General features: G+C 60.0%; 1 protein-coding gene. It reads right to left on the bottom strand.

Features of this window, described 5'->3' with window-relative positions:
• A partial coding sequence (locus AC1D0P_RS32640) for an FAD-dependent oxidoreductase (protein WP_477680508.1) occupies window positions 1–175 on the bottom strand: 175 nt, incomplete at its 3' end.
• Window positions 176–355: the final 180 nt, after the last annotated feature.

The raw sequence follows: 355 nt of genomic DNA, 5'->3' as shown, positions 1-355 counted from the left end.
GCGATGCATAGACCAGCAGCTTCTTCGGCACGCAGCCGCGGATGACGCAGGTGCCGCCGAAACGATATTCCTCGGCGATCGCCACCTTCTTGCCGAGCGAGGCGGCCACCCGCGCGGCACGCACGCCGCCCGAACCTCCGCCGATGACAAACAGATCATAATCGAAATCCGGCATGCGAAACCCCTGTCAGTGGATGCCCGGAGCATATGGAGAGAGTCCGGGCAAAAGAAAAGCCCGTCTCGCGGAAACGGGCTTTCGGATTGATCAGCGGTGCCTGTAGGGCGCCGAAATCGTTATTTCTTCTTTTTCTGCGCTTCGATCTTGGCTTCGAGCTCGTCCTCTGTCGCCTTGGAC

The organism is Polaromonas sp. P1_G2 (assembly GCF_056405515.1).
This window is presented reverse-complemented; position numbering and strand designations above follow the sequence as displayed.